Source organism: Demequina muriae (assembly GCF_030418295.1).
In the GTDB taxonomy this organism is placed as follows: domain Bacteria; phylum Actinomycetota; class Actinomycetes; order Actinomycetales; family Demequinaceae; genus Demequina; species Demequina muriae.
Genome location: NZ_JAUHQA010000063.1, coordinates 1 through 500, shown reverse-complemented (window position 1 = coordinate 500; position 500 = coordinate 1). Strand labels below are relative to the sequence as shown.

1 protein-coding gene is annotated in these 500 nt (G+C 65.8%); it reads left to right on the top strand.

The window, feature by feature from the left end; translation table 11 throughout:
• Positions 1–26 precede the first annotated feature (26 nt).
• The coding region (locus QQX02_RS13385; RefSeq protein ID WP_301143872.1) for a hypothetical protein at positions 27–500 on the top strand (474 nt) is incomplete at its 3' end.

Below are 500 nucleotides of genomic sequence, written 5' to 3'. Positions count from 1 at the left end.
CGCACCCGGGCCATCATCTGCTCGCGATGAACGTGCACACCTGGCTGACTGTGCATTACATCCAGGTGCCGCTTTTTGCCCTGTCGGCGTTTTCCGTGGCGGCCCTGGTGGATACGCAAACCGGTGTCTCCGCGCAGCTTTGCCGGATGGCGTTATTCGTTTTCGCCCTGTGCTTCGTGGTTTTCGACACCGCCGCAGGCCTGGTGGTGGGCAGTCTCGTGGAAGCGGCGCATGCTTCCGGGACGCCCGCTGCATGGCAGGCGCCAATCAATGCCGTATGGACACATCCGATCCTGGGAGGGACCAACCATCCCTTGCTGGCGTTGATCGGACGGATGGCGCTTTCGATCGGCACGGCATCGGCCGCCGTGTCGCTGTACTGCGCGGGCCGGCCGTGGCGGCCGGTGCTCCTGCTGGCGCTGTCCGGCTGCGTGATGTACGTGTTTCCCGGGCACTCGTGGCCCGGTGGGCCACTGACCTTCGGTGGCATCGCGGTGGCC